Here is a 19,731-nt window from a genome sequence, read left to right as displayed (position 1 = left end):
ACTCCCTACCGGTTGGTCGGGTCGGTCTCGCGGACCCAGCGCCACTCGGCGACCCGGGGGTCGTCCTCGCCGTACTGCCGGGTGTAGTCGCGGCAGGATTGCCGGGCGTCGGTCATCTTCTGGCGCAGGTGGGCGGCGCGGGAGGCCAACCCGGGCACCCGGTCGATCACGTCGATCACCAGGTGGAAGCGGTCCAGGTCGTTGAGCATCACCATGTCGAACGGAGTGGTGGTGGTGCCCTCCTCCTTGTACCCGCGCACGTGCAGGTTGCGGTGGTTGGTGCGCCGGTAGCTGAGCCGGTGGATCAGCCACGGGTAGCCGTGGTAGGCGAAGATGATCGGCTTGTCGCGGGTGAACAGGGTGTCGAACTCCGGGTCCGGCAACCCGTGCGGGTGCTCCGAGGGTGGCTGCAACCGCATCAGGTCCACCACGTTGATCACCCGGACCTTCAGCTCCGGCAGGTGCTGGCGCAGCAGGTCGGCCGCGGCCAGGGTCTCCAGGGTCGGCACATCACCGGCGCAGGCGAGCACGACGTCCGGTTCGCTGTCGTTGTCCGTGCTGGCCCAGTCCCAGATGCCCAGGCCCCGGCGGCAGTGCTGGATGGCCTCGGTCATGCTCAGCCAGTTGGGTGCGGGCTGCTTGCCGGCCACCACCACGTTGATGTAGTGCCGGCTGCGCAGGCAATGGTCCATCGTGGACAGCAGGGTGTTGGCGTCCGGCGGCAGGTAGACCCGGACCACCTCGGCCTTCTTGTTCACCACGTGGTCGATGAAGCCCGGGTCCTGGTGGGAGAAGCCGTTGTGGTCCTGCCGCCAGACGTGGCTGGACAGCAGGTAGTTCAGCGACGCCACCGGCATCCGCCAGGGGATGTCCCGGGTGACCTTCAGCCACTTGGCGTGCTGGTTGACCATCGAGTCGACGATGTGGATAAAGGCCTCGTAGCTGGTGAAGATGCCGTGTCGGCCGGTCAGCAGGTAGCCCTCCAGCCAGCCCTGGCACAGGTGCTCGGAGAGGACCTCCATCACCCGCCCGTCCGGGGAGAGGTGGTCGTCGCCGGGGACGGTGCCGGCCATCCAGGCCCGGTCGGTGACCTCGAAGGCCGCCTGGAGCCGGTTGGAGGCCACCTCGTCCGGGCCGAACAGGCGGAAGTTCTGCGGGTTGGCGACGAGCACGTCGCGGATCCACTTGCCCAGCTCGCCGGTGGCCCCGCTGGCCGTAGCGCCCGGTCGGGGCACCTCGACGGCGTAGTCGCGGAAGTCCGGCAGCTTCAGGTCACGCAGCACCTGTCCGCCGTTGGTGACCGGGTTGGCGCTCATCCGGCGGTCACCCGAGGGGGGCAGCGTGGTCAGATCCCGAACCGGGGAGCCGGTGGCGTCGAACAACTCCTCCGGCCGGTAGCTGCGCAGCCAGCGCTCCAGCTCGGCCAGCTGTCCCGGGTTCGTCCGCACCTGCGACAGCGGGACCTGGTGGGCGCGGAAAGTGCCCTCGACCTGCTTGCCGTCGACCTCACTCGGGCCGGTCCAGCCCTTCGGGGTACGCAGCACGATCATCGGCCAGCGGGGACGCTGCACGGTAGCGCCGGAGCGGGCCTGGTGCTGGATCTCCGCGATCTCGTCGAGGACCCGGTCGAAGGTGGCGGCCAGCAACTCGTGCACCGCCGCGGGCTCGTCACCGGCCACCACGTACGGCTTGTAGCCGAAGCCGCGCATCATGTCCAGCAGGTCGGACCCGGGAATCCGGTCCAGCACGGTCGGGTTGGCGATCTTGTACCCGTTGAGGTGCAGGATGGGCAGCACCGCTCCGTCGCGGGCCGGGTTCAGGAACACGTTGGACAGCCAACTGCCGGACAGCGGGCCGGTCTCGGCCTCCCCGTCGCCGATCACGCAGGCAACCAGCAGATCCGGGTTGTCGAAGGCCGCGCCGTAGGCGTGGCTCAGGGCGTACCCCAGCTCGCCGCCCTCGTGGATCGAGCCCGGCACCTCCGCGGCCACATGGCTGGGGATGCCGCCGGGGAAGGAGAACTGGCGGAACAGCCGGGCCATGCCGACCTCGTCGCGGTCGATGCCGTGGTACCGCTCGCTCCAGGTGCCTTCCAGCCAGCTGTTCGCGACCAGGGCCGGACCGCCGTGTCCGGGGCCGGTGATGTAGATCGCGGACAGGTCCCGAGCCACGATCACCCGGTTCAGGTGGGCGTAGATCAGGTTCAGGCCGGGGGAGGTGCCCCAGTGGCCGAGCAGCCGGGGCTTTACGTGTTCGGGGGCCAGCGGCTCGCGCAGCAGCGGATTGTCGAGCAGGTAGATCTGGCCCACCGTCAGGTAGTTGGCCGCCCGCCAGTAGGCGTCCAGCCGGCGCAACTCCTCATCGGTCAGGGTGCTCTCTAGGTTCAGGGCGGTGTCCATAATGGTTGAGCCTCTCCCTGCTCGGCGGATTCTGCATCCGCAACGGGCGTTACTCCTTAAGTCTGTCGATATCGGCGGGGGTGGATCAGGGCCAATGGTCCCGGCGGCCCGGGTGTCATGGCCCACCGATGACCGGTGCACGGGTCAGCCCCCGCACCACGATCACCGGCGAGGGGGCGTGGTAGAGCACCGCCTGGCTGACCGCGCCGAGCATGCCGCGCCAGGGCTGGTCGCCGCGCGCGGAGACCACCGTCAGCTGCGCCGAGCGGGACTGGTCGATCAGGACGGAGCCGGGATCCCCGCAGACGACATGACATTCGGCCGGGGTCTGCGGACGGCCGGCGCCCACCCGGCCCACCAGTTCGCGCAGCAGGCTGGTGGTCGCCTCGATCTCGGACTGCCGCTCGACCACCCGGATGGCCAGCAGTCGGGCCCCCAGATCCGCGGCGGCGGTGAAGGCCCAGGCCAGCGCGATCTCGGCGGCGGGCGACCCGTCCACCCCGACCAGCACCGGGCCCTTCGGGGGCGGTTCGCGTCGGACGACCAGCACCGGGCAGTCTGCCCGGGCGGCCACCTGCACGGCGGGGCTGTCCGCCGGGATGCAGCGGGCGCAGTGGGCCATCCCCCCGTCGCCCACGGCCACCAGGAACGCCGACTCGGACCTGCGGACCAGATTCGCCACCGCCGAGCCCTCGACGATCTCGGTGGTGAGGGCCACGTCGGGTTCACTGAGCCGGATCGCCTCGGTGGCCTCGGAGATCAGCCGCTCCGCGTCGGCCCGGGAACCGGAGACCGCCGGCCCCTCCATCGCGGCCCAGTTGAAGGCGTGCAGCAGATGTACGTCCCGACGCTGCGCGGCGGCCACTTTGGCGGCTACCCGGGCCACCGGCAGGGCGTCCTGCGGGCCGATGCCGGCCAGCACCGGTGCGTCGCCGGCCCGGTTGTCGGCCCGCATCGGTGCCTCGCTGGCTGAGGCCATCGGACCTCACCCCCTGTCGTGCTGACCTGGGTCTGAGGCTAGTCGTGGTGATGCCGTCAGGGAGGGTGATCGGAATACTGGCCGGCGGGTTCGGTCGACACCGGCGCATCGCCGCCCGATCGGTTCGCGCGATCTGAAACCTTCCACCGCGGGTGAATCTACCCACGCGGCGTCGGGTCGCCGAACCTCGTACCATGCCGCACACTGGCGCCGTGGAAGCTGGAGAGCAGGCGCGGTCGCCGCGCAGCGCGGTGGTGGTCAACCCGGTGAAGGTGGAAGACCTCGACGCGCTGCGCCACACCGTCGAGGACACTCTCGCCGCCGCCGGATGGCCCGCGCCGCTGTGGTACGAGACCACCGTCGAGGACCCCGGCCGGGGACAGACCGAACAGGCCCTCGCCGCCGGTGCCGAGGTGGTCTTCGCCTGCGGCGGGGACGGCACCGTACGAGCCTGTGTCAGTGCCCTGGTCGGCACCGAGGTGGCGCTCGCCGTACTGCCCCAGGGCACCGGCAACCTGCTCGCGGCCAACCTGGGCCTCTCCACCGACCTGGCCGCCGGGCTGGCGGTCGCGGTGGAACGCGGGCGGCGGCTGCTCGACGTCGGAGAGGTGGACGGGCAGCACTTCGCGGTGATGGCCGGCATGGGCTTCGACGCGCAGATGCTCGCCGCCACCAGCGAGACCACCAAACGGCGGATCGGCTGGCCGGCGTACGTGGTGGGGGCGGTGCGGCACCTGCGGGACCGGCCGATGCGGGTGTCCATCCGGTTGGACGACCAACCCCCGATCACCCGCCGGGTCCGCTCGGTGCTGGTCGCCAACGTCGGTCGGCTCCAGGGCGGGGTCACCCTGCTCACCGACGCCGCACCGGACGACGGCTACTTCGACATCGCCGTGCTCAGCCCGCGTAACCTGCGGCACTGGCTGGTCCTCGGCTGGGGGGTGCTGCGCCGCCGGGACCGGGTGCCCCGGATGGAGGAGTTCCGGGCCCGACGGGTCGAGATCACCAGCAACCGGGCCCAGCCCCGGGAGCTGGACGGCGACCTGATCGAGCCGGGGAGCACCCTGCGGGCCCAGATCCACCGGCGGGCGCTGTGGTTGTGCGTACCCCGGCCGGAGCAGGCGCCGGACCTCACCGAGGACGCCTCCGCTGCCGCCGAGCGAGGTGAACGACTCGTCGAAAAGGGCCACCGGTGAGCGCGAGGAGTGAGCCTGCGAGCCCCGTGGTAGCGAGTGAGAGTCGCCTGCGGTGAGTAGCACCAAGTTGGTGCCGGAGACCCGGCTGATGTCCGACGAGCAGCTCTGCGCCGACCACGCCTGGCAGACCCTGCGCCGGGAGGGCGGCTGGCACCTGCTGCGCGACGCCTTCACCCGGTTCCGCTACGGCGACGGGTTCAGCCACTCCCGGGCCTTCGCCTTCCAGCTCTGCCTGGCCGTGGTGCCGTTCCTGATCGCCTTGACCGGGCTGATCGCCGAGCTGGGTGCGGCCGTGGGCGGTGAGGTGGTCGCCGACACCGTGCTGGCGTTGACCCCCGGGGCCAGTGAGCAGGTGGTCGCCGAGCTGCTCGGCGACGGCAGCGGTGCCGGCGCCGAACGGGCCGAGGACATCGGCGAGGTGGCGCTCACCCTGGGTCTGATGACCGGTCTGGTGGCGTTGACCAGCACGATGGCGCAGATAGAGCGCGGCGCCAACCGGATCTACGGTGTGGAACGGGACCGCCCGGCGCTCCGCAAGTACCTGCGCGCGGCCGTCCTCGCCGTCACCGCCGGTCTGCCGGCCCTGGTCGGGTTCCTGATCCTGGTCGGCGGTGGGCCGATGGGGGACTCGGTGCAGCGGCACTACGCCTGGGGAAAGGTGGCCGGCGCCGGCTGGGATGTGGTCCGCTATCCGCTCAGCCTGGGGCTGACCGTGCTCGCCGTGGCGGTGCTGTTCCGACACGCCCCCCGCCGCCACCAACCGGGCCTGTCCTGGTTGTTCTTCGGCGCCGGTATCGCCACCGTGCTGTGGTGGCTGGCCAGTCTGCTGCTCGCCGGGTACGTCCGGTTCAGCGCGGACTTCGGACAGACCTACGGGGCGCTGACCGGGATGATGGCGCTGCTGCTGTGGGCCAACCTCACCGGCATGGCGCTGTTCGGCGGGCTGGCCTTCGCCGCCCAGTTGGAGGCGGTACGCATCGGGGTGCCGGAACCCGCCCAGCCGGACCTGTGGCAGCCGGAGGCCCGGGGTGGCGAGCTGTCCGACCCGGGGGAGTTGAGCCCCCTGCGGCCCGACGCGCCGACCCAGGGGTGTACCTGACAGATCGACCGGGTACTGCGGCACGCCAGAGGACGAAGGAGGCTGGGCGTGGGCGCGGTCAGGGACGTGGTGCGTCGGCCCTTGGGGCACTTCACCGAACGTACGCTCGCCGGCTTGGCGCTCGTACTCGGTGCCGGGGTCGGTTTCGGGTTGGTGCTGGTGCTGGTCCGCGTGCGGTGGTCCCCGCTGTACGACGTCGACCACGGGGTGGCCCAGTGGCTCAACGACCAGGTGTCGCCGATCGGCCCCCTGGTCACGGTGCTCAACGCGATCACCGACCTCGGGGGTAGACCGGTCATCATCTGGCTGGTCACCGTCGCGGTGGTGGGGTTGCTGATCCGGCGGCAGGGCCGGCTGGCGGTCTTCGTGATCGTCACCGGTGCCGGTGCCCTGATCCTCGACCCGACCCTCAAGACCCTGGTGGACCGGTTGCGCCCCGAGGTGGACACCCCGATCGGCACGTACGCCGGACAGAGCTTCCCCAGCGGCCACGCCCTGGGGTCGATGGTCGCCTACGGTGCCCTGCTGCTGGTCTTCCTGCCGGCGGTGGCGCCGCGCTGGCGTCGGGCGGTGGTGGCCCTGGTCGGCCTGGTGGTCTTCCTGATCGGCTTCACCCGGGTCGCGCTCGGTGTGCACTTCCTCTCCGATGTGATCGGTGCCTGGCTGCTCGGCGCGGCCTGGCTGGGCGTCACCGCGTACGCCTTCCGGCTGTGGCGGCTGGAACGGGGACGGCCGGTGGCCCCGCTGACCGAAGGGCTGGAACCGGAGGCGGCGCACGAGGTGGCGCCCGCCCCGGACGAGGAGAAGCTGCTGCCGCACGCCCGCGCCGGCATCGCCGAGATCATCGTCGGCTGGGTGCTGATCTTCGGCGCCCTGTACGCCTTCGGCATGTTCGTCAGCTACCACGCCAAGGACACCTTCCTCGGCACCTGGGACGAGGTGGTGCCGACCTGGTTCGCGCAGCGGCACACCCCGACCCTCAACGACCTGAGCTGGTGGTGGAGCAAGGTCGGGGACACCCACGCCATCCTGCTGGTCTCGATGGTCTTCTGTCCCCTGGTGCTGGCCATCTGGCGGCGCTGGCGACCGGTGCTGTTCGTGGCGTTGGTGATGTTCGGCGAACTGACCCTCTTCCTGGCCACCGCCGCCGCGGTGGACCGTCCGCGCCCGCCGGTGGAGAACCTGGACGGGCCGATGCCCACCTCCTCCTTCCCCTCCGGCCACATCGCGGCCACGCTGTGCCTGTGGGTGGCCATCGCGGTCATCGTCTACCCGCGTACCGACCGGTGGTGGCGGTGGATCTTCGTGGCGCTGGCGGTGGTGATGCCGGTCGGGGTGGCCATCTCCCGGATGTACCGGGGCATGCACCATCCGACCGACTTCATGGGGGCGATCCTGCTCACCGCCACCTGGATCGGGCTGCTCTACTGGGTGCTGCGCCCCAACGAGGACGTCCACGAAGGCAACCAGCCGACGATCGAGTCGGAGGAGGTCGACACCCTCGACGACGAGTTGGCCAAGGCCGGTCGGGCGGACTGAGCCGCCGTGCTGCGCGTGGTCACCTGGAACATCCGCAACGGGGGTCGGGACTCCGGTGGCCCGGATCGGCGCGAGGCCCTGCTGCGGGTGATCGCCGAAGCCCGCCCGGACGTGCTGGCCCTGCAGGAGCTGCGCGGACTGGACCTGCCGGCCTTCGCCAACCGGGTGGGTCTGCGGGCGTACCGGGCCGGCACCTGGTTCGGGCAACCGGTCGGGGTGCTGGTCCGGCCGGCCTGGCCGGTGCTGGCCGTGGCACCGGTACGCCGCCCGTTCCACCACGCCGCGCAGCGGGTCACGATCGGCACGGACGCCGGCCCGTTGACCGTGCTCGGCACCCACCTGCACCCGTACTCGCCTCGACGTCGGCTGGTCGAGGCCGGGTGGCTGGCCGCCGCCCTGCGCGGGGCCCGCGACGGCCTGGCGCTGCTCGCCGGTGACCTGAACACCCTGGACCCGTACGCCGAGCACGTCGAGCGGATCGCCCGGCTGCCGCAGGCGTACCGTCGCCGGCACCTGCGCTCCGACGGTCGGACCCCGGACACCCGGGCGGTGGCCCGGCTGCTCGCCACCGGCCTGGTCGACCTGGCCGCGAACGCCGGCCCCACCGTGCCCACCGGCTACGGCGGCGCCGAGTTCTCCGACATGCGCCTGGACTACCTGCTGGCCACCCCCGCCCTGGCCACCCGCCTGCACACGGTCGAGGTCCTCCGCACCCCGGAAACCCACCAGGCCTCCGACCACCACCCCCTCCTGGCCACCCTCTCCCTGACCGCCGGGCTCTGAACCCCGTTGATCAAGAGGTTTTGGTCTGCCGGGTCGGCGTGTCGTGACCAAACTTCTTGATCAACCCGGGCTTGGGTGTTGGAGGGATGGTGGGGGTTGGGGGCGGGGGTTAGGGTGGCCGGCTGTGATCGATTCCTCGTCGCCGATGCGGCGCAACGATGACCCCTCCGTGCTGGGGGTCCTCGTGCGGGGCGTAGCGCTGGTGGTGGTGCTGCCGTTCCGGCTGGCCTGGGAGCTGCTGACGGCCGTCGGCAGAGGACTGTACCGCTGGGTGCTGGCCCCGATCGGCCGGTTCCTGGACCAGTGGGTGCTGCGTCCACTCGGGTGGTTGTTGCAGCGTCTGATCTGGATTCCGCTGCAATGGCTGGGCCGTGCCGCACTGTGGCTGTGGCAGACCCTGATCTGGTTGCCGCTGGTCTGGTTGTGGCACAACGCCCTGTGGCCCCCGCTGCGCTGGTGTGGGCGCGGACTGGCCTGGCTGTTCCACACCCTGCTCGTGGTGCCGTTGTACTACCTGGTGTGGGTGCCGGTGACCTGGCTGGTCCGGGTACTCACCCCGGCCCTGCGGCAGGTGGGCCGGTGGCTGGTGGTCCTGGGCGGGTACCTGGGCGCCGGGCTGTCCTGGGCCTGGTGGGCCTCCGGCCGGATCCTGTGGTGGTGCTGGGCGGTGACCCTGCGTCCACTCTGGCTGGGGGCCCGCTGGCTGTGGCGGCACCTCGTGGTGCCGGTGGGCCGGGCGATCCGCGCCGTCTGGCGATTCACCGTGGTGGCGCCGGCCCGCTGGCTGCGGACCAGAGTCCTGGAGCCGGTCGGGCGGGAGATCCGCGAGACCCTGTACGCCCTCGGCCTGCTGCGCTGAGCGGCGCTCAGAGGACCAGATTGAGCAGTACGGTCAGCACGATCGAGGCGACGACCGAAACGAGGATCATCAGAAGGCAGCCGAGGCCGCCGCCGGCGGGTCGGATCTCCGTGTTGCCGATCCGCATGGGGTTCACCCGTTCTTCAGGGGTCGAGTCGGTCATGATCGCGCTCGTCGAGCAGGGCCCGAACGACGTCGGCGACCTGGTGGGGGGCGGTGCTGGCGACGTTGTGTGCCGTGCCCGGCACCGAAACGGTACGGGCCTGGGGCACCAGGGCAGCCGCCCGGTCCCGCCAGGCCCTGCCGACTCGACCGCCGCTCCACCGGTTCCTGCCGGGTCGACCGCTGCGCTGGGTCCTGTCTGGTCGACGGCTGATCCGGCGGGCTCACAGGTCGCGCAGGCGGGGGAGGAGTTCGTCCTGCGCCCACTCCAGGAACATCGGCTGGCTGTCCCCGCCGACCTGGACCAGTGCCACATGGGTGAACCCGGCGTCGACGAACTTCCGGAACGCCTCCACATGCTTGTCCACGTCCGGCCCGCAGGAGATGCCGGCCGCCACGTCCTCCTCGCGGACGCTGCGGGTGGCCGCCTCGAAGGCGTCGTTGTCCGGCAGGTCGGTGTTGACCTTCCAGCCCAGCCCGAACCAGCGGAACTGGTCGTGGGCGATCTTGCGGCACTCCGCCTCGTCCGGGCCGTAGCAGATGGCCACCTGCCCGTAGCGGGGTCGTCCGGCACCCCCGGCCTGCTCGTACATCTCCACCAGGCGGGCCTCGGGGTCGGTGGCGACCATGGCGTCGCCGTACTCGGCGGCCAGGGTGGCGGACTGTCGACCGGAGGCGGCCACCGCCATCGGCACCGGAACCTCCGGCCGGTCCCAGACGTAGGCGTCCGGCACGTCGTAGTGGTTGCCGGAGAAGGTCAGGGTCTCCCCACAGAGCAGCGGACGGATGATCTGTAACGCCTCCTCGAACATCTCGTGCCGCTGCTGCACGTGCGGCCAGGCGCCGACAACATGCTCGTTGAGGTTCTCCCCGGCACCCAGCCCCAGGGTGAAGCGTCCGTCCGAGAGCACCCCGATCGTCGAGGCCTTCTGCGCCACCACCGCAGGGTGGTAGCGGCGGATCGGGCAGGTCACGAAGGACATCAGCTCCGCGCGGGAGGTGGCGTGGGCGACGGCCCCGAGCACCGACCAGGCGTACGGGGAGTGTCCCTGTGACTCCAGCCAGGGGTAGTAGTGGTCGGACATGACGAGGTGGTCGAAACCGGCCGCCTCGGCCCGTACCGCGTAGTCGACCAGTTCCTTCGGGCCTGCCTGTTCACACATCAGGGTGTAACCGATGTTGACCATGGTGTCTCCTTCCGGGCCGGGTGGCCCGTTCCGGATACCCCGGTCCGGAACTGCCAACCCTCGCCGATGCTTGACGCTTGCCGACCCCCTGCCTACCGTTGACCTGAACCGGTTCAGGCGCTGATCTACCGCGCACCCTGTGGTGGGGGTGCCCGCCCCCGTGACGGCTCGGTCCCGTACGCGGTCACGGGGGCGGTGCGGTTCGCGATGCGCACTGAACCGGTTGCTTTAACCCATCCATCGGCCTACGCTGATGTCTGCCTCGCCGGGCCCTGCTACGCGGCTGCCGGGCTACAGCCGCCACCCGCTACCCATTCACCCCCTGGGCACGGGGGAGAGAACTCATGCGAGGAAGACCATGAGAAAACTGTTCGCGGGCGTCGGTGCCATCCTGTTGGCCACCGTCGCCGCCGTGTTCGCCTTCGGCCCGTCAGCGCAGGCCGCCTCCGGCTTCACGGTCAGCGGCGGCAAGCTCTACGACGCCAACGGTCAAGAGTTCATCATGCGCGGGGTCAACCACGCGCACACCTGGTACACCCACCAGACCAGGTCCTTCGCCGACATCAAGGCCCTCGGCGCGAACACCGTCCGAGTGGTGCTCTCCAGCGGCGACCGGTGGACCCGCAACAGCGCCGAGGACGTGACCAACGTGATCGGGCTCTGCAAGGCCCACCGGCTGATCTGTGTGCTGGAGGTGCACGACACCACCGGCTACGGCGAGCAGAGCGGGGCGGTCAGCCTCGACCGCGCGGTCGACTACTGGCTCAGCATCGCCAGCGCCCTCAACGGCCAGGAACGGTTCGTTATCGTCAACATCGGCAACGAACCGTACGGCAACCAGAACTACTCCTCCTGGGCCACCGACACGAGCAACGCGATCCGACGGCTGCGCGACGGGGGCCTGACCCACACCATCATGGTGGACGGCCCGAACTGGGGTCAGGACTGGTCCTTCACCATGCGGGACGCCGCCCCGACGGTGTTCAACGCCGACCCGGCCCGCAACATCGTCTTCTCCATCCACATGTACGGGGTCTTCGACACCGCCGCCGAGATCAGCGACTACCTGGGGCGGTTCCGCAGTCGACAGCTGCCGATCGTGGTCGGCGAGTTCGGCCACTACCACTCCGACGGCGACCCCGACGAGGACGCCATCCTGTCGTACACCCAGGCCAACGGGATCGGTTGGCTGGGCTGGTCGTGGAGCGGCAACGGTGGTGGGGTCGAGTACCTGGACATGGCCACGAACTTCAACCCGAACCAGCTGACCACCTGGGGCGAGCGGTTGTTCAACGGCACCAACGGCATCCGGCAGACCTCCCGGCAGGCCAGCGTCTACGACTCCCTCCCGCCGCCGACCTCGCCCCCGCCCACGACCACTCCGCCGCCCACCTCGCCGCCGCCCACCTCGCCCCCGCCGAGCACCCCGCCGCCGTCGCCGGGCTCCGGCTGCACCGCCACGTACACGATCACCAACCAGTGGCAGGGTGGCTTCCAGGGTGACGTACGGGTGACCGCCGGGCCCAACGCCATCAACGGCTGGACGGTGCGGTGGATCTACACCAACGGCCAGTCCGTGACCCAGTCGTGGAACGCCACCGTCAGCACCAGCGGCTCGACGGTGACCGCCCGCAACGTCGACTACAACGGCCGGCTCGGTGCCGGCGCCAGCACCAGCTTCGGCTTCATCGGCGGCTGGGCCGGCACCAACTCCGTACCCACGGTGACCTGCACCGCCAGCTGACGACCTGGTGGCCGGGTCCGCTCGGACCCGGCCACCGGCGGCTCGTGGTCGCCCCCGGGTTGCCCTCCACACGGCAACAGGCATCCGGTGAGGGCTATAACGACATGATGGGCGCAACCCCTACCCTCGTCGTCGTCAGCGGGCCGCCTGCGGCCGGCAAGACGACACTGGCTCACCTGCTCGCCCGGCGGATCGGCTGCCCCGCGATCTGCCGGGACGAGATCAAGGAAGGCATGGTCCACGCCACCGGCGACTTCACGGCGACACTGGTCGACGACCTGAGCCTGCGGACCCTGCCCACCTTCTTCACGGTGCTTGAGGTGCTGCTGACCGCAGGGATCACCACGGTCGCCGAGGCGGCCTTCCAGGACCGCCTCTGGCGCCCCCACCTGGAGCCGTTGAGCAGGATCGCCGACATCCGGGTGGTGCACTGCCGGGTCGCCGCGCAGACGGCCTTCGACCGCCTCCGGCGACGGCAGGCCGAGAATCCGATCCGGCGCGCCCACGCCGACGCCACCCTCGGTGACGATGAGTCCACCTACGCCGTCGGTCACCACGGCTTCCAGCCCGTCCGGCTCGAGGTACCCCGGATCGAGGTGGACACCAGCGACGGCTACCGTCCCGGACTCGACGAGATCGTCGCCTTCGTCAACGCCGGACGCTGAACACGGCGTGCGCTTTGCTGTGTTTTCAGCGACCTCACAGCGGCATTCGATAGGGTGCCCGCGTCAGCGTCCGCTCCTGAAAAGGGAGACCGGGCACCAGACCCCAGCGGGAGTACCGATGGTCTTCAAGAAGATGTTGAGCGCGCTCGGGGTGGGCGGTCCCAGTGTGGACACCGTCCTGGCCAATCCGCATACCCGGCCAGGGCAGCCCCTCGACGGCCAGGTCAACCTGATCGGCGGGGATGCCCCGGCGAACATCGAGCACCTCGCCGTGGGGCTGGTCACCCGGGTCGAGATCGAGAGCGGCGACAGTGAGTACGCCGGGGTCATGGAGTTCCACCGGCACCCGATCAGCGGCTCCTTCCAACTGGCCCCCAAGCAGCAGCTGTCCATCCCCTTCCAGCTGGTGGTGCCCTGGGAGACCCCCATCACGGACGTGTACGGCCAGCGGCTGCGCGGCATGACGATGGGGCTGCGTACCGAGCTGTCCATCGCGCGGGCGGTCGACAAGGGCGACCTCGACCAGGTCAGCGTGCACCCCCTGCCGGTGCACGAGCGCATCCTGGAGGCCTTCCTCCAGCTCGGTTTCCGGTTCAAGTCCGCCGACCTGGAGCGGGGTCGCATCCACGGCGTACAGCAGACCCTGCCGTTCTACCAGGAGATCGAGTTCTTCGCCGCTCCGCAGTACGCGCAGACCATCAACGAGCTTGAGCTGACCTTCGTGACCAACCCGCACGGTGTCGACGTGGTGTTGGAGTGCGACAAGCGCGGCGGTTTCCTCAACCCCGGCCACGACGTCTTCGGGCGCTACCAGGTCTCGCACGCCGAGGCCGAGCGCTCGGACTGGGTGCAGGTGGTCGACGGCTGGCTGGGCGAGACGGTCGGCCGGTACGGCAGCATGCGGGCCCAGAACTTCGGCCCCCCCGGGTACGGCGCCCCGCAGGGTTACGGTCAGCAGCCGGGCTACGGCGGCGCGCCCGGATACCCGCCGGGCTACCCCCCGCAGGGAGTGCCGCCGCAGGGCTACCCGGCCCCGCACGCCGCCCAGGGCTACCCCCAGCAGGGGTACGGCGCCCCGCAGGGCTACGGTGCTCCCCCCGGATACGGCCCGCCCAACAAGTACGGCCACCCGCAGCAGCACCGCAGTGGCCCCGGCATGGGCGGCATCGTGGCCGGCGCGGCCCTCGGCGCCATGGGTGGCATGGTGGCCGGTCACATGATCGGCAACGCCCTCGAGGGTGGCGAGGAGGAGATCGCCGAGGCCGCCGGTGACTTCGGTGGCGACGACTTCGGCGGCTTCGAAGAGTTCTAGGAGCCGATGCTCCCGTGACAACAGACGGTGGCCCTCCGGGAAGATCCCGGAGGGCCACCGCTTCTAGGGTCGACGTGCCGTGCGGGCATGTCGCCCGTCAACGGCCTCGGCTCCGTTCCTTGGCCGAACGCTTCTGACTACCGGCCTTGGCCAGACCACGGCTACCCAGGTAGCCCAGGGTCAGCAGGGTGATGAAGAACCACGCCTGGCTGGGGTTGTTCAGGTTCAGGCCGTTGGCGGTCGTGCCGCGCCAGAAGGCGGAGATCACGACAAGGGTCACCGCCGCCGCGTAGATCCAGAATTCCGTCGTCAGGAACGCCTGCTTGGTCTCCGTACCCGGCGACGGCTGCGGCTCCCGATGGCCGTCGTACGCCGGCATCGGCCGGGTGGGTGCCTCGTGCATGGCCTGACGGCTCTGTACGTCCTGCGCCGGACGGTTCATCGGCCTGGTGGATGCAGCCTGCGTGCTCATCTGTCCTCCTCAGGATGCGATGAGTCCTGCGATCCCTCGCCCCGCTACCGCGTGTCGGCCACGGCACGGTTCGCGTACTGGCGGGGGCACCAGGGGTCTACCCGGCCCCTCACCGGCAGTAACCCCGGATCCTCCAGCCGGACCCGGCCCAGCGTGCCCCGCAACCCCCACCGCTCCACTTCGGTGAAATGTCCGAGTTCTTTGACGGTGCGGCCGTCCCCGCCGCCCGATTCGTCCGTACCCCGGCCGAACTTGTCCTGCACCCCGGGGCGGGGTTAGTCCAGCACCCCTGCCGAGTCAGCGGGCGGGACGGGGTTTGTCCGCCCGGCCATCGGGCACCCAGCGAGTTCGACGCGTTAGCGAGGTGATGAATCATGCGTGAGGACGACCTGCGACAGGACGCCGCCCGCCGGGCCGAGGAGCGACTCACCGCCGATGTGTACGGCGAGGGTGCCCTGGACGAGGTGACGGTGCCGCCTACCGATGTGAACAGCGCCATCCAGCGCGACGACCCGGACGACCCGGCGAAGGTACCGGTCGACCCGAACGTGCTGCGCGACGGTGGCCCCACCCGCGGACAGGGCGCGATCACCACCACCGGAGGCACCGCCGGCCCGGCCAGCGCGCGCCGGGTGGCCCGCCAACCGGAGCGGCACCGCGGCAAGGTGGCCCCAACCACGACAGGTGACGCCACCACCGGCGGCCTGAGCACCCCAAACGGCGGCCCCACCAGCGACCAGTCCACCCCCTCCACCCAAACCACCAACCTCACCTAACCACCCACCCACCCACCCACCCCCACCGGGTCCCACCGGGTCCCCACCCACCCGCCTATAGGCGTTGATCATGAGGTTGGCGGCACCCTGGAGATCGACTACTGCCGTCAACCTCATGATCAACGGGGCGAAACTCAGGGGGTGGGGGTGAGGGTGGTTAGGTGTTGGGTGGCTCGGGTCAGGGCTACGTAGAGGTCGCTGGGGCCTCTTGGGGATTCGGCGACGATCTGGTCGGGGTCGACCACGATGACGGAGTCGAACTCCAGGCCCTTGGCCTCGGCGACGGTCAGGATGACCACCCGGGACTCCAGGTCGGGTTGTTCGCCGATGGCGGCCTCGGGGAGGGCGGCGGTCACCACGGTGCCGAGTTCCTCGACCCGGGTGGCCGGCACGATCACTCCCAGTCGACCATCCGTGAGGGCGGCGGCCTCGGCCGTGACCACCTCGACCAACTCCGCCGCCAGCCGGTCCGCCGGGGTCCGGCGGGACACCGGGGTACGACCGCTGGAGCGGACCGCGCGGGGTGGTCGCAGCGCCGGATCGATCTGGGCCAGCACGTTTGCGGCGACCGCCATGATCTCGGCCGGGGTGCGGTAGCTGACGGTCAACTCCGTCAGCCGCCACCGGTCGGCCACGTAGGGTTCCAGCGCCTGCGCCCAGGAGGGGGTACCGGCCAGGGCGCCGGTCTGCGCCACGTCACCGACGATGGTCATCGACCGGCTGGGGCAACGGCGCATCAGCAGCCGCCAGGCCATCGGCGAGAGTTCCTGCGCCTCATCGACGATCACATGACCGAAGGCCCAGGAGCGATCGGCCGCCGCCCGTTGGGCGGTGGTCAGCCGGTCGGCCTCCTCCTGACGTTCCAGCAACTGGTCGGCGTCGAGCAGGTCGGTGACGCCGAGGATCTCGCCGCCTTCGGCCTCGTCCTCCACGTCGATCGAGCGGGAACCCCGGGCGATCTCCAGAACCCCCTCGGCGTACTCGCGTTGCAGGGCGCGCAGCCGCTCCCGGCGGGCGCTGGCGGCCCGGTCGTCCTCGCCGAGCAGCTCCGCCGCCTCGTCCAGCAGCGGCACATCGGCCGGGGTCCACCCGCCCGGTTCCCGGTGCAGGGCGGCCCGCTCGTCCGCAGTGAGCATCGGCGCGGCGGTGGCGATCCGGTCGGGGTCGGCGTACAGGTCGGCGAGCAGACGCTGCGGGGTGAGCACCGGCCACAGCTCGTCCAGGGTGGCCCGTACCTCGGGCTCCTCGCGCAACTCCCGACGGAGCTCGGCGAGATCCGCCTCCTCCAGCAGGTTCTCTCCGCCGAGGGGGTCGGCGCCGATGCGCTCGGCGACCTGGTCGGCAAGCGCGTGGATGATCTCGATGTCGAACACCGCGCGGGCCAGATTGTGCGGCCGACCACTGCGGCGGGCCCGATCCCGGGCCTCCCGCACGGTCGCCGGGTCCAGCACCAGGATCTCCCGCTGCGGCAGCTCGATCTCCAGCGGCTCCTCGGGCACCCGTTGCCGGTCGCGTACCGCGTTGGTCAGGACCTCGACCATCACCGGCCGGCCCTTCACCGCGGCCGTGGTGGGCGGCTCCACCCGCCGCGCGTACACCCCGGGAAAAAGATCAGCCTGGGTACGCAGCAGCACCCCGGTCTCGGCCAGGGCGGGCAGCACCTGGGAGATGTAGCGCAGGAAGGTGAGGTTCGGCCCGACCAGCAGGACGCCCCGGGTCGACAGCTCCCGCCGGTGGGTGTAGAGCAGGTACGCCGCCCGGTGCAGGGCCACCGCGGTCTTGCCGGTGCCGGGGCCACCCTGCACCACCATCACCCCGGGCAGGTCGGCACGGATGATCCGGTCCTGCTCGGCCTGGATGGTCTCGACGATGTCGCGCATCCGCCCGGTGCGGCCCGCGTTCAACGCCGCCAGCAGGGAGGCCTCGCCGGTCAACTCCTCGTGGGCGGTGGGGGAGGCGGTGTTCAGGTCGAGCACCTCGTCGTTGAGGCCGATCACCTTGCGCTGCCGGGTACGCAGATGCCGGCGGCGCCGGATGCCCTGCGGGTTGGCGGCGGTGGCCAGGTAGAAGGCGCGGGCCGCCGGGGCGCGCCAGTCCATCAGCAGCGGATCGTAATCACCCTCGGTGTCGAAGATGCCGATCCGCCCGATGTAATGGCGCTCACCCTCGTCGGTGTCCAGCCGACCGAAACACAGACCGTTCTCCACGGCCGAGAACTGCTCGACCTGATCGGCGTACATGCGCACCGCGCTGTCGCGTTGAGAACGGGCCTGCAAGGTGCCGCCGGTCACCCGCAGTTCCTCGGTCAGCCGCTGCGACGCCTGCTCCCGCAGGTCGTCCAGGCGCTGGTAGAGCATCGAGACGTACTCCTGCTCGCGGCCGATCTCGTCGTCGGACGGCGAACCGTCGGAGTGCCTTGACAATCCGTCTCCCAATTGATTAGTCTCCGAGGTAAGAACGGCTTTTTCGGCCGTTCTTTTTTGTTGCCCCAACGGGTAAAGATACCTCCCCGCAGGCCGCCGGAACCAGCCGCCGGCCCGCCGCCGCATGGGCCTACCGGGGCGGGCCGGTGACTGTCAGCCACGCTTCGTGCAGACCTGTTCCGAGCGGGCCACCACCTCGGTGGACCAGACCACAGCGACGGTGAAGCAGTAGTCCAGGCTGCGGTTCAGCCCATAGACGACGAAGCTGTCCGTGCCGGCGGGCAGATCGGCGAAGGGGCTGGGCGGCTGCCCGGCCCGGCCCCCGGAGACGATCACCGGCCCCTCGCTGCCGGCCGGGTACTCCCAGCTCAAGGTCACGTTGTCCCGGTTGTCGCGCAGGGTTAGCCCGGTGGGCGGGGCCCCGGGGGAAGCGGAGGCCTCCGGCGGTGTCGGCGTGGTGGCCGGCGCACTGCCGACCGTGCCGCTCGGGGCCGGCGCACCGGGTTCGCCGCCGCCGACCTGGGACACCCCGGCGATGACGGCGGCCGCGCCGAGCAGCACCACGACCACCCCGGCCGCGACGATCGGCACCATCCGGCGGGACCGGTCGGGGGCGGGGGTGGGGGCGCTCCGGGGCACCGGCACCGGGAGCAACCGCGAGGGCGGCCCGGACCGTGGCGGCTCGTCCACCCGGCGAAGCCGATAGACCCCGGGGGCCTGCGGCGCCGGCCCGGTAAGGCCCACCACATTCGGCGGCACCGAGGTGGTCCGCTCGGGATACGGCTCCGGAGGTACGGCCCGGTAGGGATCCGGAGACTCGGCCTGATCCGAGCCCGCAGGTAGGGGCTGATACGGGTCCGGGGACGCGGCCTGGTACGGGTCTGAAGATGTGGCCTGGTAGGGATCCGGAGATGTGGCCCGGTGGGGATCCGAGGATTCAGCCTCATAGGGATCCGTGGGCACGGCCCGGTAGGGGTCCGGGGATGCAGCCTGATAGGGATCCGGGGACGCGGCCTGGTAGGGGTCCGGGTTGGTCGGGGGGCCCGGGTAGGGATCCGGTTCGGGTTGCTCGGGGGGCGCTGTCCACCAGTCGTGCGGGGGGCCGGCCGGGCCGTCGGCGGGCCGGCGGGGGGTGGGGACCGGGGAGGCTGCCCCGGGCGGGTGGTAGCCGTGACTGGGGTGGTACCCCTCGGCGGGGTGCTGCTCCTCGCCCTGGTGTGGGCTGAGCGGATCAGAGGCCGCCGACCATCCGGACTCACCGGTGGCCGGGTCCTCGGTCGGCCAGGTGGGGGCCGGGTCGGTGCTGCTCGGCGAGGCACCCCACGGTGGGGCGTCGCCGGGGGGTGGGACCCGGGCGGCTGGTACGACCGGGTCCTGAGTGCTCACCGGCGGGTTGTCGGCGCAGACGTGATCCGGGTTGGCAGCGGCTCGGGCCAGGGCCGCCACCTGGGCGGTCAGCGGGTCGTCCGGGGCCAGGTGCCGGCGGCTGAATTCGCGGGCCAGGGCGAGGTTGTCGTGGGCCTCCGTGAACTGCCCACAGTCGCGTTGCATCGCACCGAGCCGGGCCAGCATCTTGATGCCGCTGGGGTGGCCGTCGCCGTACACCTCGCGGTGCAGTTCCCAGGCGTCCTGGAGGCGGTCGCGGGCGACCTGGCACTGGCCTCGGGCGTACTCCACCGTGGCCAGGTCGGCGTGGGCGGCCAGCACCCGCAGTGACTCGGGACCGTCCGCCGCGGTCAGTTCGATGATGACGTCCTGGTACAGCCGGGCGGCCCGGGACCAGCTGCCGACCCGGTGCAGCACCGCCGCCAGGGTCGCGGCGGCAGCCACCGTACGCGGGTCGGAACGGCCGTGCAGAGCGGTGCTGGCGGCGTACGCGAAGGCTGCCCAGCCCCGCGCCGAGTGCGGCTCGCCGAGGGCGACCAGGACCCGGGCGTGCAGGCCGGCCGCCTCGGCCAGCTCGGGTGTCGCGTTGGCCGGGCGCGGGTCGGCGCCGGACAACGCGTCGGCGAGCAGCCGTTGGGCACCGACGAGATCGCCGGCGGAAACCAGGTCATGAGCCTGATCAGTCAGTTCACCGAAGCCGGAAGGCACGCCCCATCGTGCTCATTCGACGACGTTATGTACAAGTCCCGC

The 19,731-nt window shown here is 71.0% G+C and carries 16 protein-coding genes; 9 read left to right on the top strand and 7 right to left on the bottom strand.

Annotated features, from left to right (window positions below):
* Positions 1–5: 5 nt before the first annotated feature.
* On the bottom strand, positions 6–2,399 hold the full coding sequence (locus ACGFIK_RS00165; protein WP_393336949.1) for a phosphoketolase: 2,394 nt from the start codon (positions 2,397–2,399) through the stop codon (positions 6–8).
* 115 nt (positions 2,400–2,514) lie between these two features.
* Entirely contained in the window at positions 2,515–3,378 is an 864-nt protein-coding gene (locus tag ACGFIK_RS00160; RefSeq protein WP_393336946.1) for a universal stress protein, read from the bottom strand.
* Between the two features lie 194 nt (positions 3,379–3,572).
* Here ACGFIK_RS00160 and ACGFIK_RS00155 point away from each other — a divergent pair, with 194 nt between their 5' ends.
* The 5 genes from ACGFIK_RS00155 to ACGFIK_RS00135 all read left to right on the top strand — a co-directional run bounded on the left by ACGFIK_RS00155 (position 3,573) and on the right by ACGFIK_RS00135 (position 8,854).
* Complete coding sequence (locus tag ACGFIK_RS00155) at positions 3,573–4,574, top strand: diacylglycerol/lipid kinase family protein (RefSeq protein WP_393336944.1); 1,002 nt, start codon at positions 3,573–3,575, stop codon at positions 4,572–4,574.
* A gap of 52 nt (positions 4,575–4,626) precedes the next feature.
* Complete coding sequence (locus ACGFIK_RS00150) at positions 4,627–5,673, top strand: YihY/virulence factor BrkB family protein (RefSeq protein ID WP_393336941.1); 1,047 nt, start codon at positions 4,627–4,629, stop codon at positions 5,671–5,673.
* Between the two features lie 48 nt (positions 5,674–5,721).
* The gene (locus ACGFIK_RS00145; RefSeq protein WP_393336938.1) at positions 5,722–7,212 is read left to right on the top strand and encodes a phosphatase PAP2 family protein; all 1,491 of its coding nucleotides are present in this window, start codon (positions 5,722–5,724) and stop codon (positions 7,210–7,212) included.
* Positions 7,213–7,218: 6 nt separating this feature from the next.
* A complete protein-coding gene (locus ACGFIK_RS00140) occupies positions 7,219–7,995 on the top strand; it encodes an endonuclease/exonuclease/phosphatase family protein (RefSeq protein ID WP_393336936.1) in 777 nt (258 codons plus the stop codon).
* Positions 7,996–8,119: 124 nt separating this feature from the next.
* A complete protein-coding gene (locus ACGFIK_RS00135) occupies positions 8,120–8,854 on the top strand; it encodes a hypothetical protein (RefSeq protein WP_393336934.1) in 735 nt (244 codons plus the stop codon).
* A gap of 7 nt (positions 8,855–8,861) precedes the next feature.
* On the opposite strand, the gene ACGFIK_RS00130 is transcribed toward ACGFIK_RS00135, so the two are convergent.
* Both ACGFIK_RS00130 and ACGFIK_RS00125 read right to left on the bottom strand, forming a co-directional pair.
* Positions 8,862–9,017, bottom strand: a complete 156-nt coding sequence (locus tag ACGFIK_RS00130; RefSeq protein ID WP_393336931.1) for a hypothetical protein — start codon at positions 9,015–9,017, stop codon at positions 8,862–8,864.
* A gap of 223 nt (positions 9,018–9,240) precedes the next feature.
* Entirely contained in the window at positions 9,241–10,203 is a 963-nt protein-coding gene (locus ACGFIK_RS00125) for a TIGR03557 family F420-dependent LLM class oxidoreductase (RefSeq protein WP_327021993.1), read from the bottom strand.
* Positions 10,204–10,561: 358 nt separating this feature from the next.
* Between ACGFIK_RS00125 and ACGFIK_RS00120 the strand changes: the two genes are divergently transcribed.
* The 3 genes from ACGFIK_RS00120 to ACGFIK_RS00110 all read left to right on the top strand — a co-directional run bounded on the left by ACGFIK_RS00120 (position 10,562) and on the right by ACGFIK_RS00110 (position 13,924).
* Positions 10,562–11,947 (top strand): cellulase family glycosylhydrolase, encoded by a 1,386-nt coding sequence (locus tag ACGFIK_RS00120; RefSeq protein WP_327021992.1) that lies wholly within the window; start codon positions 10,562–10,564, stop codon positions 11,945–11,947.
* 107 nt (positions 11,948–12,054) lie between these two features.
* On the top strand, positions 12,055–12,612 hold the full coding sequence (locus ACGFIK_RS00115; protein WP_393336928.1) for an AAA family ATPase: 558 nt from the start codon (positions 12,055–12,057) through the stop codon (positions 12,610–12,612).
* A 118-nt stretch (positions 12,613–12,730) separates the two neighbouring features.
* Positions 12,731–13,924: a sporulation protein gene (locus tag ACGFIK_RS00110; protein WP_393336925.1), complete on the top strand. Its 1,194-nt coding sequence runs from the start codon at positions 12,731–12,733 to the stop codon at positions 13,922–13,924.
* Positions 13,925–14,021: 97 nt separating this feature from the next.
* On the opposite strand, the gene ACGFIK_RS00105 is transcribed toward ACGFIK_RS00110, so the two are convergent.
* On the bottom strand, positions 14,022–14,327 hold the full coding sequence (locus tag ACGFIK_RS00105; RefSeq protein ID WP_327027188.1) for a hypothetical protein: 306 nt from the start codon (positions 14,325–14,327) through the stop codon (positions 14,022–14,024).
* A gap of 443 nt (positions 14,328–14,770) precedes the next feature.
* Between ACGFIK_RS00105 and ACGFIK_RS00100 the strand changes: the two genes are divergently transcribed.
* Positions 14,771–15,172, top strand: a complete 402-nt coding sequence (locus ACGFIK_RS00100) for a hypothetical protein (protein ID WP_327021989.1) — start codon at positions 14,771–14,773, stop codon at positions 15,170–15,172.
* Positions 15,173–15,306: 134 nt separating this feature from the next.
* Here ACGFIK_RS00100 and ACGFIK_RS00095 read toward each other — a convergent pair whose 3' ends face one another.
* Positions 15,307–17,529: an ATP-binding domain-containing protein gene (locus ACGFIK_RS00095; protein ID WP_327027187.1), complete on the bottom strand. Its 2,223-nt coding sequence runs from the start codon at positions 17,527–17,529 to the stop codon at positions 15,307–15,309.
* A 219-nt stretch (positions 17,530–17,748) separates the two neighbouring features.
* Positions 17,749–19,689, bottom strand: a complete 1,941-nt coding sequence (locus tag ACGFIK_RS00090) for a tetratricopeptide repeat protein (protein WP_393336923.1) — start codon at positions 19,687–19,689, stop codon at positions 17,749–17,751.
* Positions 19,690–19,731: the final 42 nt, after the last annotated feature.

Origin of the sequence: Micromonospora sp. NPDC048871 (assembly GCF_043198155.1) — a bacterium.
Lineage (GTDB): Bacteria > Actinomycetota > Actinomycetes > Mycobacteriales > Micromonosporaceae > Micromonospora.
This window is presented reverse-complemented; position numbering and strand designations above follow the sequence as displayed.

Bases quoted from the DNA above. Each gene is read 5' to 3' on its own strand.
- ACGFIK_RS00165 (WP_393336949.1), bottom strand. From the start codon at position 2,399: ATGGACACCGCCCTGAACCTAGAGAGCACCCTGACCGATGAGGAGTTG.
- ACGFIK_RS00160 (WP_393336946.1), bottom strand. From the start codon at position 3,378: ATGGCCTCAGCCAGCGAGGCACCGATGCGGGCCGACAACCGGGCCGGC.
- ACGFIK_RS00155 (WP_393336944.1), top strand. From the start codon at position 3,573: ATGCCGCACACTGGCGCCGTGGAAGCTGGAGAGCAGGCGCGGTCGCCG.
- ACGFIK_RS00130 (WP_393336931.1), bottom strand. From the start codon at position 9,017: ATGACCGACTCGACCCCTGAAGAACGGGTGAACCCCATGCGGATCGGC.
- ACGFIK_RS00125 (WP_327021993.1), bottom strand. From the start codon at position 10,203: ATGGTCAACATCGGTTACACCCTGATGTGTGAACAGGCAGGCCCGAAG.
- ACGFIK_RS00120 (WP_327021992.1), top strand. From the start codon at position 10,562: ATGAGAAAACTGTTCGCGGGCGTCGGTGCCATCCTGTTGGCCACCGTC.
- ACGFIK_RS00115 (WP_393336928.1), top strand. From the start codon at position 12,055: ATGGGCGCAACCCCTACCCTCGTCGTCGTCAGCGGGCCGCCTGCGGCC.
- ACGFIK_RS00110 (WP_393336925.1), top strand. From the start codon at position 12,731: ATGGTCTTCAAGAAGATGTTGAGCGCGCTCGGGGTGGGCGGTCCCAGT.
- ACGFIK_RS00105 (WP_327027188.1), bottom strand. From the start codon at position 14,327: ATGCACGAGGCACCCACCCGGCCGATGCCGGCGTACGACGGCCATCGG.
- ACGFIK_RS00100 (WP_327021989.1), top strand. From the start codon at position 14,771: ATGCGTGAGGACGACCTGCGACAGGACGCCGCCCGCCGGGCCGAGGAG.
- ACGFIK_RS00095 (WP_327027187.1), bottom strand. From the start codon at position 17,529: ATGCTCTACCAGCGCCTGGACGACCTGCGGGAGCAGGCGTCGCAGCGG.